Genomic DNA, 15,599 nt, shown 5'->3' with positions numbered 1-15,599 from the left:
TTAGCGCGGCTAGTCACAAATTCAACTCAACTCAGCTTCTGCCCACAATTCGGACAGAAGTTCGCCCCTTCATTCTTCGCACCGCAGTTCGGGCAGAAGTTGGGCTTCTTGTTTCCTTCAGAAGAGGATGCGGCCGCGGGAGCGGATGGCTCCTTCGCAGCGGGAGGCTGTTGGCTTTGATTCTGGTTGTTCTGATTCGGATTGTTCTGGTTCTGGTTCTGATTCATATTTTTCATCATTTCATTAGCCATGTTCATCCCCATCATCATGCCGGCCATATCCGAAGCCGCACCGCCGCCTTGTACCTTGCCGGATGCAATCCCATCCGTCATGCTGACCTGCTGGTATTTCTGCAGATTGCCGATCATTTCATGGGAAGCCGTCTTGGTGATAATATCCTGAATTTCCTTCGGATAGTTGAAGCTCATCACCTGGAAGCCGGTGATCGTTATTCCGTTGTCCATCACTTCCATGTCCAGGTCTTCTCGAATCCCTCTCGCGATTTCGGAGGCGTTCGCCTGCAGGTTAAACATGTCCTTGCCTTCGCGACTGATCCATTTCATCAACAATTGATCGAGCACCGAAGTGATCCGGATCTTGACGTCGTCCACAAGATAGCTCTCTTTCATCCCGGCGATTTTGTCGATCAGCGTCACATAATCATTCACTTTAAAATTGAACGTGCCGTTGGCACGGATCGGCATACCGCCCGGAAGCTGCGGCGTCGGAATGAGGACCGGATTTTGCGTCCCCCATCTGACTGTGAATTCCTTCGTGTTTACGAACAGTACTTCCACGCGCATGCCACTGTTAAAGCCAAATTTAAATCCCTTTAAAGTAGAAAGGAACGGAATGATATCCGAATCGATGTTATATACGCCTTCATCCTCAAAAATCCCCTCGATCTTGCCGTTATTGACAAAAATCGCGTCCTGACCGGAGCGGATGACCAGCTTACTTCCTTTTTTAATCTCCCGGTTGCTCCATTTCCAGAAAATCATATCGTCCCTAAACTCTTCCCATTCCACGACATTAGAGAATTGGTTCTTGAAAAATCCCATCGATGTTATTCATCCCTTCCATTAAAATTTCCCGCTGCTGCTGCTATGCGAATGTCCGCCACTGCTGACGCCGCCACCGCCTCCGCCGCCCGAGCCGCTGCTCGTGTTGCGCTCGATCTTCTGCTTCGTTACCGTTGTTCTAACATAACGGTCCTGCTGGTTCAGTATCCCCGATGTGCTGGTATCCTCATAGGTACGAGGACTGACCGTCACCCGTCCGCCGGAACGGTAAGCCATGATACCTACGGCGATAGCGCCGATGGCAGCGGCAGATCCCAGTTGAAACCAAAGATTAAACAGAATATTATCCGGATTCATGTCGGGTTCAAAGCCCATATACCGATGAGCGGTTTTGATATATTTTTCAAAAGCCTTTTTATAATCGCCTCTGGACAAGTCCGGCGTAATTTTGCTGCGTATTTTGGTCAGCCTACCTGCGTCCAGATACTTCTCGGCCTTATAATAACCTTCCAAATGAACATCGTGTGTATCCAACACTATGGTCAAAATGACGGTATTGCCGTGCCGCCTGTCATACCCGGGGGCATACTCATCGTAAAAGTTTTCCGTCCATGTCTCATAATCGTCATTCGGAACGCTGTTAACCGTAAGTATCATAAAGTCTGTCTCACGTTCAGCACCATACTCATTCGCCATCGCATTCAGCTCTTCTCGTTCTTCCGGACTGAGCAGATTGGCTTCATCAAAGATCAATGGCTTATCATCCGCAGCTTTGACCATCAAGGCCGGAACCATCAGGTAGGCAACCAGGAAGAACAGAATAGCCCCTAATGCATATCGTCTTCTCACAGGAAACCTCCTCCCATCGCCCAGGAGATCAGCTTCAATGACAGTAACGAGACGCCCGAAATGCCTGCAAACCACGCAGCCACTTTCGCTTTGCTGATTGGCGGCTTGCCGACCACTTTTCCCGTCTGGCCGTTCATCGCAAAGGTATGCTCCGATTTATTGTAATCATAGTGCACCATCCATACCGGAAGGAGGACATAATCCGCCTGCTTTAAGGTGGTATCGATCTGCTTGTTGGTATAATTTACGGTTGTGTATCCTGACACGGCTGACGAAATATACGAATCAATGTAGGAGCTGATCTTATTTTTGGCACGCGGAAGAAGCTGCTGCTCATTATGGCTGTATTTTTCGGCAATGTACCCGGCGAGATAAGGCGTCTTGAATTCCTTCAGCTGCTGATAGGGAAAAGGCTCCAGCTTATCCATCAGCTCATCGTTCATTTTCTCCGAAGCATCGATCGGCACCTTCACATAGTTCAAGCGAATCTTCCGGTAGATGTCGAAGTGCTGGGTCTCCGTGTACTGGTAATCTCCTTGCGTGTAGGTTCTCACCTTGGTGCCGTGCCCATGAACTTCAACCCGATTATGTAACTCATATAGCCAAAAGGGTACATATATCCCGGTAATTTCCTTGATCCGGTTCGCTGTCATAAATCCGCTTGGTGTCAGGAGGCCATTTCTGCACCATTTTTTGAAAGCCTTCATCGCTTCTTCCTTGGTAATCGAAAAAGGGATAACCATGACCGGAGCCAGATCGCCGCTCAGTCGGTCGCTGAGTACAACGGCAGATCCGCAGAAGCTGCAGGTCGTGGCGCTGGTCTCGGGCTCCGTCACGATGACGGCCCCGCAGCTGTTGCAGTGATACTCCTTCACTTCGTTTTCGACGAAAACCTGCTTTTTCAGCGGGTCGGGAATTTCCTCGATATTATCTTTTCTTCCGCAGCTCAGGCAAGACAACATTCCTGTATCGCCGTCAAAAACCATGCTGCTGCCGCAGTTCGGGCATTTGTATTCGATAACCGGCATTTCCTCACCTCGATAACAATGAAATGATTATTCCTTCTCTTTCAGCTTTTCTTTGATTGCTTCCAGTTCATCCTGGGCAGGGAGAGTCTCCATTGGAGCAGCTCCGTCCTTCCCCATATTCTTCTCCAATTCAGCGATCAGATCGTCCAGATCGTCTTCCTTCGCTCCGGCGCGAAGCTCGGCCAGGGCCAGCGCTTCATCCAAGGCACGATTCGCCTTCTCTTCCATCGTGTTGAATGCCGCATTCGCACCGCCCGAGGATGCATGGCTGGCGTTTACATCCTGCTGGGCTTTGGCAGCCGCCATCTTCCCTTTCAACTCGGCATAGCGAACCTCCAGTTGGCTCATGTCCGACACCAGCTTATCCTGCATTTGTTTCATCCTGATGGCGTTTGCGGATGCCGATTCGTATGCCGCCTGCAGTTCGTTCAGCTTCTGGGCCTGGGTTGCTTTTCTCTCCAGAAACTTCAGGGCATTGTCCTCATTTCCCGCTTCTACGGCCTTCTCTGCATATCGCTGCAGCTTCTTGATCTCGGCACAACACTCATCAAGTGCCCGCTTCGCTCTTCGCTCATCCGAGAGCACGGAAGCCGTCTCCGCTTTCACCTGACCCAAGTCCGTATTCAAGCTACGCATATACGTGTCAACTGTTTTCTCCGGATCTTCCGTCCGATCTAACAGTGCGTTCACATTCACCTTCATAACATCCTTAAACCTCGATAAGATTCCCACCATGAGTTTCCCCCTCGAAAAGTTTACATTTAACCTATAATACCCTACATACCGCTAAAAGGTTTCAAATGCCGAAATTTGATGGAATATATGTAAATATATAACTAATACTACGCAAAAAAATCCCCCCGACCATATAGATCGGAGGGTACGTTTATTAGATATCATCCCGAATCTGGATGCGTTTCTTACCAGAGTCCGGCTGTTTCGGTATTTCAAGCTTGAGAACTCCATCCTTCAGGGAAGCGGCAATTTGGTCCTCCGCTATATTCTGAACGTAGAATCTGCGCACATACTCGCCATAACGACGTTCCTTCCGGACGATTTGCTGCTTCGTATCCTCCACGCTGTTATCTTCCTTGCGAACGGCTTTGATCGTTAAGTAAGGGTCAGCGTAGCTGATTTCGATGTCGTCTTTTTGAAAGCCTGGAAGCTCCGCCTCAACCAGATAAGCGCGCTCCGTCTCTTTAACGTCTGTTTTGAAAGACATCATCGAACCTTTGAATGGTGCAAACACCTCATCTTGAAAAGCATCATTAAAGACATCATGAAATGACTTCACCAACTGTCCGAAGGCATCCTCTCTACGCTTTCCAAATGGCATCAAATCAAACATCATAGATTTCCCCTTTCTTATTTGACCTTGTTTGACCTTACGCCTTTATTATATGCCTTGCACGCATAAATGCCAAAACCGATGACAAAGAAAACAGGACTAAATTAGCGCATTTTCAGCCGATTTTTCGAATAAATTGGTTTCGATCTTTTAATTTGACCTTTTTCGACCTTTTGACTGTTTCGTTTCCATCGCCTTTCAAAGTGACCAGGACTCTGGTCAAGCTTTTCATATATGGATCATTTCGGAGTATAGTACAAGTTATATTTCATAACACAAATAAATTTGGAAAACGGTTACTTTTATATTCTAAAAAAATAAATGTTAGAGTTATTGACATAAAAACCAATTTAATATAATTTATATACAGGTAAAATACAGGTATAAAAAGGTGGGGCTGTCGTGGGGAAATTGCTAACGAGAATGAATCGCGAGAAGTATATTTATCTATTGCTTCTTCCGGGTGTACTGTACTTCATTATCTATCGGTACGTGCCCATGGCCGGACTGGTGATTGCATTCAAGGATTTCAATCCTTTTACAGGATTTTGGAATAGCGATTGGGTGGGCTTTAAGCATTTTGCCCGCATGTTTGAGAGCAGTGAGGTCATTCAGGTGCTGGTCAATACCATCCAAATTTCACTTCTTCAAATATTTGTGGCCTTCCCTGTTTCGATTATATTGGCCTTAATGCTGAACGAACTTCAACATGCAACGCTTAAACGCTTCATTCAATCCTTGATCTACCTGCCCCACTTTCTGTCATGGGTCGTCGTCGTTGGCATCTTCGTTGTTTTCCTCCGCGGCGAAGGTTTAGTTAACTCCGTTTTGTCGAACATCGGTATGGAAGCGATTCCATTCTTAACCGATCCAGCTTACTTTAAGCCTATTATTATTCTCCAGGTCATTTGGAAGGAGGCTGGCTGGGGGACCATCATTTTCTTGGCGGCTTTGGCAGGCGTTAATCCGTCCCTCTATGAGGCCGCCGTCATTGACGGGGCTAATCGCTGGAGACAACTCTGGCATGTCACGCTGCCGGCCATTCGCGGCGTCATTATTATTTTGTTCATTCTTCGGCTCGGCAGCGTTCTGGATACAGGCTTCGAGCAAATCTTCCTGATGTTAAATCCATTTAACATGGACTCGGGAAATGTACTTGATACTTATGTTTACTTCAAAGGCATCCAGCAAGGCAATATCGGTTTTGCTACGGCCGTCGGAATGTTCAAGGGCATGATCGGTCTCATATTGGTGCTTTCGGCCAATCGCTTAGCGAAGCGGTTCGGCGAAGAAGGTTTGTATTGATGCTTCACACGACTCCTGATTAGGAAGAAGGCGATTTGTGCTTATGATCAAAAGAACATTAGGCGAGCGAGCGATTGACGGGCTAAATATGGTGCTGCTCATCATTACCGGAGGCGTCATGCTGCTGCCATTCATTCACATCTTCTCGGTTTCCTTCTCATCGCTGCAGGATGTACTCCAAAAAGAGTTCATCCTATGGCCGACGAACTGGGCTATCGACGCCTACAAAGCCATTTTTGCTTCAGACTCATTCATCCGCTCTCTCTTCGTTACGATCTATATCACGGTTGTTGGAACAGCCTTAAGCCTGATTCTGACATCCACGATGGCATACGGGCTTACGCGAAAAGTTCTGGGTCAACGGGTGATTCTGCTGATGGTCATCTTCACCATTTTGTTCAACGCAGGCATGATACCGGTTTATCTGGTCGTGAAGGAGACAGGTCTTATGAATTCGCTATGGGCATTAATCATTCCCAGCGCGATTAGTTCCTTCAATCTCATCGTTATCCGGCAATTTTTCCTTAGCATACCGAATGAGCTGTCTGAAGCTGCCCTGATTGATGGAGCAAGCGAGATTCGAACGTTCTGGTCCATTATAATCCCGCTGTCCAAACCGGCACTAGCCACATTCGGCTTATTCTACGCTGTGGGGCATTGGAACAAATACTTTGAAGGCATCCTCTATCTCAACGACGCTGCAAAATGGCCTATCCAAGTCGTTTTAAGACAAATTGTCATTATGAATGAGGCCACATCCACCTTGGGCTCTGACGTCATGTTACAGCTGGAAAACCAGCCACCGCCTGTTACGATTCAGATGGCTGCGATACTTGTAGCTACATTGCCGATCCTTCTCGTATACCCATTCCTGCAAAAGCACTTTGCCAAGGGGGTGATGATCGGTTCTGTTAAGGGTTAATAGCCGGAAGCGCCCGGTTAGATTGGCTATGTGATTGGCTATGTGATTGGCAATTCATAATGGAGGGGATCAGCTCAATGAATGTCAGCAAATCAATGATGCTATTTGTGGTATTGATTCTTGTATTCACAGCAGCTTGTTCAAACAATAATGGAACGGCAACGCCTACCCCAGGTGTCGACGGGAGCACCAATCAACCATCTGGAACGGGGAAATCGGAAGAAACCTACAAAATTACGGGAGCGACCTATATATTCGGGAATCCGCCGCCGAAAGACGGACGCGGCCAGCAAATGCTGAACGAGAAGTTCAATGTGGATTATTTTGCCGAAAAAATACCGAATGACAACTTTGTCGAAAAAATAACAGCGATGGTTGCCGGCGGGAACATGCCTGATCAAATCAGCTTCCGTTCCACCAATATGGACTTGTTCAATCGCTGGGCAGGCCAAAACGCCTTCCTTCCACTTAACGACTACATCGAAGAATTTGATTATTTGAAGGCAATACCCGAGGAGTTATGGCTTCCTTTCACCATTGACGGCAAAATCTACGGCATTCCGACCTGGTCTCCGGTGGAATCCCAATCGTTCATGGTGCGCAAGGATTGGCTCGACAACTTGGGACTCCCTGTGCCTACGAGTTACGAGGAGCTGAAGAACGTCGCCATTGCCTTCACGAAGAATGATCCTAACCAAAATAACAAGCAGGATACGTATGGTCTTGCCATCGGCCAAGATATTAACCCGACCTTTGCCATGGGGCCTTATTGGCAGCATGATACCTGGTATCACCAGAATGCGGAAGGAAACTATATTCCAGGCCTGATCTCCGAGGGCAGAAAAGAACTGATTCAGTTCTTCCACGACCTATATAAGGAAAAAGCAATTACCCCTGACTTCTCCGTGGTGAACTGGGCAGACACGAACAATGAATTCTATTCCGGCAAGGCAGGCGTCTTTCTAATCGCCCCTCGCGGCATGTCCCAAGACTACATGGAGGCATTGCTTGCTATTGATCCTGCTGCCGAATTCGTCGTGTTGGAACCATTCGCCGCGCCTGATGGATCGAAAGGATTTACTGCCGGTAATGGCTTTGCCAGATTCCTGACGCTAAACGCTAAACTGGCTGACCAACCCGACAAGGTGCGTAAGATGCTGGAGATCCACGGCTTCTCCCGCCAATACTACCAGGCATCGAAGGTGACGCCAGATAACGAGGATTTCGACTGGTTCTACGGCAATGAAGGCGTCGGCTATAAACTGGATGAGAATAACGTGCGGGTTCCTCTTACAGAGCCGGCCAGCGGCACGGAGCCATTCCTGTATTTCATTGATAGTACGGCTTGGATTGGTCCTGATGACGATGCGGAGTTCCCTCTGGCTTATTCAGATCCTAAACTGATTGAAGCCACCCAGCAGCTTGTCGATATTAACAAGCAGTATAAGCTCTACTATCCGCCACATGTTGGCATCATCTCAGCGAAGGAAACCGAGGTAGGCGCTGAATTAACGCAGCTGCTTATGAATGAACAGACCAAAATGATTACCGGGAATCGTCCGGTTTCGGACTGGGATGCCATGGTCCAGGAATACTTGAGCCGCGGCGGATCGAAGATTATCGAGGAGTATAACGTAGAAATTAAAGCGCGCGGTTATACCGATCGGCTGTGGAAGTAACCCTATTCGTAAACGATACCATGTTGGGCTTCACGAAGGCCCAACATCTTTTTTTCATCATCTTATAAAGGTTGTGACAACGATGCGAATAGCCCGAATTGGAGTATGGCTGGATCAAGAGTCCGTGAAGCGTAGACACCGTTATGGCGTCAATGTTTTTCAGCATTATATATTTGAAATTTTAGACCATGCAGGATTCACGTATCAGCGATTGGAGCAAGCGGAGCAAATCCATCCGGACACCATGGATATCGTCATCGCAGCCCTGCCGAGCGACCGGCAAGAAGATATGGAATCGTTATGGTCATTCATGATGAAAGGCGGCATTGTCATCTCTTACTCCGGTCTCGGCCCATTGGCTCCCAGACTGGGCTTCCGGCAATCAAGAGAGGTAGCCGTCAGCTATGCCGACTTCCCATCCGAATGGTATGACGATGTACCCATCCGCTCCTTCAACGCGCGTCCCTGGGAACCGGAAGATACCGCTCCTGAATTCCGCTGCATCCAGCGCGGCATGCTTCGACAGAACAGCCCGGAAGGTATAAACTGCGGGACGCTGCTGTACAGCTTCCAGATAGGGCAAGGCAGATTGGAGCGTTGGTCGGTCGATATACCAGCCACAATCGTCAGACTTCAACAAGGTAAAGAGCCCGTCGTAACCGACGGCCTGCCCGCTCCTGACGGTACCGCTTCGGTCGATGATTGGATATTGAAGGCCGATGACGACATTCAGCAGGATTGGGAATATGACCGATCCCAAACAGGGACCGGAATGGATTATTTCGCTCATCCTTACGCCGACCTCTGGAGGGAAGCCCTCGCCGGTCATCTATTACAGGTTACAGCCCAGCAAGGGCTCTCGCTTCCTTTTGTTGATTATTGGCCGAACGGTATCCAGCAAGTAGCCATGATCTCGCATGATAGCGATCTGAACATCGATGAAGCGGCAGAAGTTACCTTGCAGGTCTTGCGGGAACATCATGTACAAAGCACTTGGTGCATGATTGAGCCGGGGTATTCCCCCCACCTCTATAATCAAATAAAAGCGGCGGGCCACGAGCTTGCGCTTCATTATAATGCACTCGAGCTGGATGGAGGTTACTGGTCGGAGGATGAATTCGTGAGGCAGCTCAACTGGTTCAAATCCGCTACCGGGTCGGCCCGTGCTATCTCCAACAAGAATCATTACACCCGCTTTGAGGGTTGGGGAGAACTGTTCGACTGGTGCGAGAAATATGATATCGCATCTGATCAATCCCGGGGCCCGAGCAAAAAGGGGAATATCGGCTTTGTTTTCGGAACCTGCCATCCGTACTTTCCAATCGCTTGGTCCGATCAACACAACCGTATCTATCCGGTACTGGAAATTGGTTTTCTGACACAAGATCTAAACCATCATGCCCTTGCGGATAGCAGCGTTATCGGACCGTTTTTGGAAAGAGTCCGGCGGGTAGGCGGGGTGGCACATTTCCTGTTCCACCAGACCCATATCCTGCAACAACCTCATGTCCGGGAAGCAATCGCTGCCGTCATTCAAGAGGCGAGAAGCGCCGGCTTTGAGTTTTGGACCGGGAGCCAAATCAATGAGTGGGTACGTGCGAGACGTCAGATCCGGATAGAGGGCATAGATCCAAATGGAGTGCCCGTCGTGATCAACCCGGGGCAGGCCAAAGAGGCCGTAGTCTGGACCCCCCTACTCCGTGACGAGTCGACTGACTCCGAAGAAGTGCATCTCAAATATGGCATTCCGTGCAAAAAAACGATATTGGCATGATACTGGAGGGGTGAATCCATTATGAATCATAGGGTTAAGCTCGCCATACACGGCGGGGATCAAACCAAAACGACATCTTTTGGCACAGGCAAACGATTTGGCTTGGATGAGGCTAAGGAATTGCTCGAGGCCTTGGAGCAAAATACGCTGTTCTATCACTTCGGCCAAAAAGTAAAAACATTCCTATCCGATTTCAACCATATGTACCATGTCCCTTACAGTGTGGCCACTTCTTCGGGAACAGCCGCACTGCATGTAGCGCTTGGCGCCGCCGGTATCACGGTAGGGGATGAAGTTATCACTAGTCCCATTACGGATCAAGGCACCGTCATCGGCATTTTATATCAGAACGCGATTCCTGTATTTGCCGATTTGGATCCGCACACGTACAATCTTGACCCGGCTTCCATTGAATCACGCATAACATCAAGAACCAAAGCGATCCTGGTCGTTCATTTGGCGGGCAACCCCTGCGATATGGACCCCATCATGGAGATCGCCAACAAATATAAATTGAAGGTTATCGAAGATTGCGCGCAAGCCTACCTCACCAAATATAAAGGCAAGCTGGTTGGCACCATCGGCGATTACGGATGCTTCAGCACAAACGATTTCAAGCATATCTCAACCGGGGACGGCGGTATCGTAACCGTAAATTCCGGCCTTGAAGAGGATTACCATCGGACGCACGCCTTCTCGGATAAAAACTACCGGCGGATAGGGACCGATGTGGGCCGGGTGCCGGAGAGCCTCGCACCGAATTATCGCATGACCGAGCTGCAGGGAGCCGTAGGTATTGCCCAACTCCGGAAGCTGGAATGGATATGCGACCGAAGAACCGAAATCGGCATGACGCTGAATGCTGAACTTCAAGACTTGCCATCTATATCTGTAATGAAAATACCCGAAGCGAGTACTTGTACCTATTGGTTCTATATGTTCCGCCTCGTTTTGGAGTATCTGACTTGCAGCCGCGAGGAATTCTGTGCAGCGCTAAGCGCGGAAGGCATCACCAACAGGATGGGGTATATACCGGATGTCCTTTATATGCAACCGCTGTTCCAGCAGAAGCAGGCTTATCCGGGCAGTACATTTCCCTTTGAACTTTCGGATGTACACTATGCACGGGGCGATTGCCCCCATGCGGAAGCGATTTTAGAGACGGCCGTGCAAGTGCCGCTGAGCGAGTTTTATACGAACCAGGACGTCCAGGACATGATTGCGGCCATTCGCAAAATTGCTCTATATTATGAGAAGTAAATGGGCACTGGAGGTAACCAGAATGAGCTTTTCTGATTTAGGCATACCGGTCGATGCCGTCGAATCCAGAACCGCGGCCGTCTGCACCAACCGCTCGGGCGATAGCCGGGTGGTTATTGCAGCCAAAGGTTTCTTGATCGTCGTTGACCCGATAACCGGGGATTGCCGCCAAGTGAACTTCCCGAATGATGACGCCGAGTATCCCTACGATACGTTCAGCAGCAGAACCGGCATGTTTTACATGGGAGCCGGCAGCATGTTCTACGCCTTCAATCCGTTTCGCCTTGACTTTGTCGATGTCCTAAAGGCCGGAGCCAAAGATGAACTATGCGGGTTTAGTTATGCAGAGGATGAACAGGGCCATATCTATATGGCCTCGTATCCACAATGCCGTTTGTACCGTTATCGTCCGGCTGAACGCGATTTCGCCCCACTGGGGTCCGTGGATACGGAACAAAAATACCCTTCCCATATGGCGGTTGACAGCTATGGTTGGGTTTATATCGGTACGGGAACATCCAGGAAAAACATCATCGCTTATGACGCAAATAGCGGAACGTCTCATTCCCTGCTCGGGGGTGATCTGCGAACGATTGGAATTGGCCTGGTCAGACAAGGATACGGGGAGCCGCATGCCGCCCATTCCGAAGGGCACGATCAGGCATACCTGGCTTATGCGCAGATTGGCAAGCAATGGGTTCGCCTTGAGCGTGGAGCTATACTCGAGAAGATTGCCGATGAACAGGTTCCTGTATCAAGGTATACGGGAAAAAGCTTCGAGAAGCTGCATCGACAGCTTCCAGGGGACTGGGAGGTGATCCGGCATAGCCTGTCAGAGCGGCAGCTGATTCTAAAACATCGCCTGACTGGGCAGACGAGGAGCATTCATCTGCAATATACCTCGGAAGGCGCATCGCTCTCTCCTCTCTTCCTGGGGCCAGACAAGAACATCTACGGGACGTCAAACCACCCCTTGCACTTTTACACCTATGAGCCTGAGCATGCAAGATTACATAATTGGGGCCCTCATATAATCGAGAACGGGGCCGGCGGCAACCTGGCTGCCTATGCTGCTCAGGGCAGTCTGATTGCCGGAGCCGCATATCCGGGTGGAAGGCTTCATCTCTACGATGTTTCAAAGCCGATTCAAGTAGAGGAAGCGGCCGGAGAGCAGCGTAATCCAGTCTGCGTGACCGAGCATATCAACATTCACCGGCCAAGATGCGCTGTCGCGCTCAGCGGGGGCGAACATATCGCTTACGGGGGATTTCCCGGCTATGGCATGGTAGGTGGGGGCTTATGCATCTATCATCTCCCTTCAGGTGAGGATACGCTCATTCCTCATACCGAGCTTATCCCGAATCAGAGTACGATTGCCCTGGCCGAGACAAAAAAAGGGCATCTTGTGGGAGGAACGAGCATTGAAACTCCTGGAGGCGCCGATCCGGTAGGAAAGGCGGCTTGTCTTTACAGGATGGACTGGCGGACGCGTACACTGCTGAACCGCTGGCAGCCGCGGGCGGATATTCGCGAATATTCCTTGCTCCTTGTAGATTCAAGAGACTGGATCCATGCTCTTACATCCGACTCGGAATACGTCGTCTGGGATCCCTTGACCGAATCGTTCCTCTACCAGGAAAGTCTCTCGCAATGGGGGACGATCGTGCGACAAGGCTGGCAGCTCGATGAAACGGATGAATGCATCTACGGTGTGCTCAGCGAAGCCCTATTCCGCATCCCGCTTGAGAGTCTGAAGCCTGAGCGGATCGCCACCCCGCCGCATCCGATTACTTCCGGCTTCGTCAAGCGTGATCATACGTTGTTTTTCGCAATCTCCACGCATCTGTGGAGCTACTCCCTATCGAAGAGGTGAACGTTGAATGACTTATCCGTTATCGCGGTTAACTGAGGAATCCTTCCCCGGATTGCTGAATGACATTGCAGATCATCGGGATTGGGAAATGAAAAGGGATCGAATCGCAGCTGTATGGCAGCGTTATATCGGATGGATGCCTGCTCCAATCCCTCCCCGTTATGTCATTCTCTCGGAAGAGCATGAGCAAGATCATACCCGGATCCATCTGACCTATGCTACTGGCTACGGAGATGAGGTAACGGCTTACTTGCTCATTCCAGATCAGCCATTAGCCCCTGCGGTTGGCGAAATTCCTTACCCCGCCATGTTGGCGTTACATCCAACAGACCCGCATGGAAAGGATGACATCGCGACCAAAGCAGGCAGAGCGGGCCGCAGGTATGCGCTGGAGCTCGTCGCCAGGGGATATGTCGTGCTTGCCCCGGATACAATCACGGCAGGCGAGCGGATTTATGAGGGCACGGAACCTTTTCAGACAGCCCCATTTTATTCAGCCTACCCATTGTCTACCGCTGTCGGCAAAATGATTCACGATCATCAACAGGGCATCTCTTTGTTGCAATCCCTCCCTTATGTGAACGCCGATCGGGTCGGTGCTATTGGCCATTCGCTGGGCGGTTATAACGCCTACTTCCTTGCGGCAGTAGATGATCGGGTTAAAGCCGTCGTATCGAGCTGCGGGTTCTGCCCTTTCATGCAGGACCCTACCCCCGATCGCTGGGGACAGCGCGAGTGGTTCTCTCATATACCGAAGCTGACTGATGATCTGGACGATGGATTCGTTCCGTTCGAATTCCATGAAATTATGGCCCTCATGGCTCCGAGGCCGCTCTTCAATTGGTTCACCCAGAATGATGCCATCTTTCCTAATTGGCAGGCAGCGGCATTCGCCTCCCGGGATATTCATCGCTTATACCAATGGTTAGGCCGTGAGGAGCATTATACATCCTTGATGGGTCATGAAGGGCATAACTTCCCCGACCCCATCCGCAGCATAAGCTATCAGTTTCTGGATCGTTGGTTGAAAGAGGAATCTAGTATAAAATAGAAATACGCTAGTATATAATAGAAAGAAGCTGATATAACGTCATAGGAGCGGATTGTTGTGTTACGTAGAAAAGATGATTTCATGAAGCGGTATCAAAAATTCAAGGATGACCTCCGCGGTGAAATAATAAGCGGGCGTATTAAACCTAATGAATTTATATTGCCTGAGAATACGTTGAGCGAACAATATCAGCTTAGTCGCGTATCCATACGTAAAGTACTCGCAGAGCTTGTCGAGGAAGGACTCATTGAGAAAATATCCGGCAAAGGAAACCGGGTTCTCGCTCCGATTAACGGTCTTGCCGTCAGAGAAACGATCAAGCTGGCGTGGTTTTCGACTTCATACGAAATTGATATCGTACGTGAGATTGTCAATCGATATCAAGCATCGCAGCCCTTTGCCGACGTTGAGCTTTCAATCATACCGGAATCCGGCTATATGGAGACCCTCGTTCAACTCATCGAGAATGGTGAAGGACCGGACGTATTCATGGTATCCGACAGTCAATTCCGTCAATTGCTGGACCTGGAGAAGGCTCATCTTATTGAGCCATATATTTCACCTGAGTTGGAGCCTGAAACGGACAGTTATCCGAAAATTTACGAGTTGTTCCACTTGGCAGGTGAACCCATCATCACACCATTCCTGTTCTCGCCTGTAGTCATATGCTACAACGAGAGTCTGTTCGACCAAGCAGGCATTGGCAGAGACCATCCTATTCATAACTGGGATGCGCTGGTCCAAACAGCGAAGAAACTCACGGCCGATCTGGACGAGGATGACCGGATTGAGCATTACGGCTTCTGCTTCTCCTCATCCCCCCATCGATGGCCGGTGTTCATGCTGCAGAATGACGGGAGCTTGGCGTCATCCAATCAGACGCTTAATCTAGATAATGCCAACACCATCGAGGCTTTGCAATTTTGCCTGGATTTAATGTATAAAGAAAAGGTTTCCCCGATCTACTCCCATGGCAGTGAGTACTTGGCAGAGTCACTATTCGTAAAAGAACGGGTAGCTATGATCTTGAGTACGTACTATTTCATGAATGAATTTAGGGGAAGCACGCTGCGTTGGAACGTCCGTCCTGTTCCGAAGGAAAAATCCGAGGGGACACTGCTGCTTGGCGGAGGGCTGGCCATCAACAAAAATAGCCAGCGGCTTAAGCTGGCGCAAAGCTTCACCGATTATATGGTGGGAGCAGAGGCACAAACGCTGCTCAAAAGGCTGGGATGCACGATACCCGCACGGAGAGAAATCGCGGAAGACGACGCACTGCTCAATCCGCAGATCCATCCGAAGGACTACAATATCTTTAAAGATATACTGCCATATGCGAAAACGCTGCTGGAACTGAATTTATCCAGCAGCGAGGTTAATCTGCTGAGAGACGAGATGCAGCTTATGTGGATGAATATGGAGAGTCCTCAGGATGCTTGCAGCCGCATCGAAGATCTCATTCATCATCAGCGTAAGAAATAATGTGGA

At 49.5% G+C, this 15,599-nt stretch carries 13 protein-coding genes; 8 read left to right on the top strand and 5 right to left on the bottom strand.

Annotated elements, in window-relative coordinates:
- Positions 1 to 26: 26 nt before the first annotated feature.
- The 5 genes from CRG97_RS01895 to CRG97_RS01875 form a co-directional block, all read right to left on the bottom strand.
- Positions 27 to 1,061: an SPFH domain-containing protein gene (locus CRG97_RS01895; RefSeq protein WP_098741490.1), complete on the bottom strand. Its 1,035-nt coding sequence runs from the start codon at positions 1,059 to 1,061 to the stop codon at positions 27 to 29.
- Between the two features lie 21 nt (positions 1,062 to 1,082).
- Positions 1,083 to 1,871: a TPM domain-containing protein gene (locus CRG97_RS01890; RefSeq protein WP_098741489.1), complete on the bottom strand. Its 789-nt coding sequence runs from the start codon at positions 1,869 to 1,871 to the stop codon at positions 1,083 to 1,085.
- Positions 1,868 to 2,899, bottom strand: a complete 1,032-nt coding sequence (locus tag CRG97_RS01885) for a TFIIB-type zinc ribbon-containing protein (protein ID WP_098741488.1) — start codon at positions 2,897 to 2,899, stop codon at positions 1,868 to 1,870. Before CRG97_RS01885 ends, CRG97_RS01890 begins: the two co-directional genes overlap by 4 nt.
- Before the next feature lie 27 nt (positions 2,900 to 2,926).
- Entirely contained in the window at positions 2,927 to 3,631 is a 705-nt protein-coding gene (locus CRG97_RS01880) for a PspA/IM30 family protein (RefSeq protein ID WP_202618852.1), read from the bottom strand.
- A 157-nt stretch (positions 3,632 to 3,788) separates the two neighbouring features.
- Positions 3,789 to 4,247, bottom strand: a complete 459-nt coding sequence (locus CRG97_RS01875) for an Hsp20/alpha crystallin family protein (RefSeq protein WP_098741486.1) — start codon at positions 4,245 to 4,247, stop codon at positions 3,789 to 3,791.
- 423 nt (positions 4,248 to 4,670) lie between these two features.
- Between CRG97_RS01875 and CRG97_RS01870 the strand changes: the two genes are divergently transcribed.
- From CRG97_RS01870 to CRG97_RS01835, 8 genes are all read left to right on the top strand, one after another.
- Positions 4,671 to 5,552 (top strand): ABC transporter permease, encoded by an 882-nt coding sequence (locus tag CRG97_RS01870; RefSeq protein ID WP_098741570.1) that lies wholly within the window; start codon positions 4,671 to 4,673, stop codon positions 5,550 to 5,552.
- A 43-nt stretch (positions 5,553 to 5,595) separates the two neighbouring features.
- Positions 5,596 to 6,474 (top strand): carbohydrate ABC transporter permease, encoded by an 879-nt coding sequence (locus CRG97_RS01865; protein ID WP_098741485.1) that lies wholly within the window; start codon positions 5,596 to 5,598, stop codon positions 6,472 to 6,474.
- Between the two features lie 77 nt (positions 6,475 to 6,551).
- Positions 6,552 to 8,153: an extracellular solute-binding protein gene (locus CRG97_RS01860; protein WP_161952905.1), complete on the top strand. Its 1,602-nt coding sequence runs from the start codon at positions 6,552 to 6,554 to the stop codon at positions 8,151 to 8,153.
- Between the two features lie 82 nt (positions 8,154 to 8,235).
- Entirely contained in the window at positions 8,236 to 9,927 is a 1,692-nt protein-coding gene (locus CRG97_RS01855) for a polysaccharide deacetylase family protein (RefSeq protein WP_098741483.1), read from the top strand.
- Positions 9,928 to 9,948: 21 nt separating this feature from the next.
- The gene (locus CRG97_RS01850; RefSeq protein ID WP_098741482.1) at positions 9,949 to 11,187 is read left to right on the top strand and encodes a DegT/DnrJ/EryC1/StrS family aminotransferase; all 1,239 of its coding nucleotides are present in this window, start codon (positions 9,949 to 9,951) and stop codon (positions 11,185 to 11,187) included.
- A gap of 22 nt (positions 11,188 to 11,209) precedes the next feature.
- Complete coding sequence (locus tag CRG97_RS01845) at positions 11,210 to 13,060, top strand: hypothetical protein (protein WP_098741481.1); 1,851 nt, start codon at positions 11,210 to 11,212, stop codon at positions 13,058 to 13,060.
- Between the two features lie 7 nt (positions 13,061 to 13,067).
- Positions 13,068 to 14,111 carry an alpha/beta hydrolase family protein gene (locus CRG97_RS01840; protein ID WP_098741480.1) on the top strand — a complete coding sequence of 348 codons (1,044 nt, stop codon included), beginning with the start codon at positions 13,068 to 13,070 and terminating at the stop codon, positions 14,109 to 14,111.
- A gap of 57 nt (positions 14,112 to 14,168) precedes the next feature.
- Complete coding sequence (locus tag CRG97_RS01835) at positions 14,169 to 15,593, top strand: extracellular solute-binding protein (protein WP_098741479.1); 1,425 nt, start codon at positions 14,169 to 14,171, stop codon at positions 15,591 to 15,593.
- Positions 15,594 to 15,599 lie beyond the last annotated feature (6 nt).

It is taken from the genome of Paenibacillus sp. EZ-K15, from assembly GCF_002573715.1.
In the GTDB taxonomy this organism is placed as follows: domain Bacteria; phylum Bacillota; class Bacilli; order Paenibacillales; family Paenibacillaceae; genus Paenibacillus_AQ.
Note: the sequence above shows the minus strand (reverse complement) of the source record. Positions and strands in the feature narration are given on the sequence as shown.

What these genes read in the sequence shown, in the direction of transcription:
- CRG97_RS01895 (WP_098741490.1), bottom strand. Translation starts at nt 1,061, where the DNA reads ATGGGATTTTTCAAGAACCAATTCTCTAATGTCGTGGAATGGGAAGAG.
- CRG97_RS01885 (WP_098741488.1), bottom strand. Translation starts at nt 2,899, where the DNA reads ATGCCGGTTATCGAATACAAATGCCCGAACTGCGGCAGCAGCATGGTT.
- CRG97_RS01875 (WP_098741486.1), bottom strand. Translation starts at nt 4,247, where the DNA reads ATGTTTGATTTGATGCCATTTGGAAAGCGTAGAGAGGATGCCTTCGGA.
- CRG97_RS01870 (WP_098741570.1), top strand. Translation starts at nt 4,671, where the DNA reads ATGAATCGCGAGAAGTATATTTATCTATTGCTTCTTCCGGGTGTACTG.
- CRG97_RS01865 (WP_098741485.1), top strand. Translation starts at nt 5,596, where the DNA reads ATGATCAAAAGAACATTAGGCGAGCGAGCGATTGACGGGCTAAATATG.
- CRG97_RS01860 (WP_161952905.1), top strand. Translation starts at nt 6,552, where the DNA reads ATGAATGTCAGCAAATCAATGATGCTATTTGTGGTATTGATTCTTGTA.
- CRG97_RS01855 (WP_098741483.1), top strand. Translation starts at nt 8,236, where the DNA reads ATGCGAATAGCCCGAATTGGAGTATGGCTGGATCAAGAGTCCGTGAAG.
- CRG97_RS01850 (WP_098741482.1), top strand. Translation starts at nt 9,949, where the DNA reads ATGAATCATAGGGTTAAGCTCGCCATACACGGCGGGGATCAAACCAAA.
- CRG97_RS01845 (WP_098741481.1), top strand. Translation starts at nt 11,210, where the DNA reads ATGAGCTTTTCTGATTTAGGCATACCGGTCGATGCCGTCGAATCCAGA.
- CRG97_RS01840 (WP_098741480.1), top strand. Translation starts at nt 13,068, where the DNA reads ATGACTTATCCGTTATCGCGGTTAACTGAGGAATCCTTCCCCGGATTG.